1 protein-coding gene is annotated in these 669 nt (G+C 51.4%); it reads left to right on the top strand.

Annotation, left to right across the window (positions count from 1 at the left end):
* Positions 1–161 precede the first annotated feature (161 nt).
* Positions 162–641, top strand: coding sequence for a DUF1631 family protein (locus ACOCD2_RS24380; RefSeq protein ID WP_293648545.1), 480 nt, complete (start codon positions 162–164; stop codon positions 639–641).
* Positions 642–669 lie beyond the last annotated feature (28 nt).

Raw genomic sequence — 669 nt, 5'->3', positions numbered from 1 at the left:
TATTGCCGCATCTCCAGTTACCTGCAGACCATGGCAAATCAGGGATACAATCCGCTGGTCGCCATTCAAATGGCCTTTTCGGGACAGCTCTATGCTGATAGGGGTGAGTAGTTACCGAAAATATACGGTGGAACAATGTTGCTTACTCTAAACTCTAGTATATCTCTTTCGACCAAAAAAAATCGGCCTCCATGCTGAACAAGTTGCAGTCCTGCTTCATCGCTGCGCTGAAAAACGGTGGCAGCATTCCTGAAGAACAGCAGGCTGCGATCGATGCTCAGGCCGAAAACGAAGCCAAAGCCGCCAAACAGTCAGAACCGGAAATCGAAGACAATCACAGCATTGTCGTGCGAAATATGAAGGAAGGCAGCTGGATCCGCATGCAGCTCGATGCGGAAGAAGAGCCGCTGATCTGCAAGCTGGTATGGCGCAGCAAGTTCACCGGCACCATGGTGTTTGTCGATGGCCAGGGCAACAAGGCCGGGCAAATGAAAGAATCCGAACTGGCTTCCTATTTCCGTGACGGCAGTGCCAGTTTTCTGGAAGATGCCCAGGCGCCGCTCATCGACCGGGCCATCAAGAAAATGATGAAGGTACTCAACGCACGGATTGTCGGGCCCAAGCTGCAAATGGCTGAATGATTTCGGCTTACTGCATGTATTTGCGTCC

Source organism: Thiolapillus sp., from assembly GCF_048562965.1.
GTDB classification, from domain to species: Bacteria; Pseudomonadota; Gammaproteobacteria; order Chromatiales; family Chromatiaceae; genus Thiolapillus; species Thiolapillus brandeum_A.
Note: the sequence above shows the minus strand (reverse complement) of the source record. Positions and strands in the feature narration are given on the sequence as shown.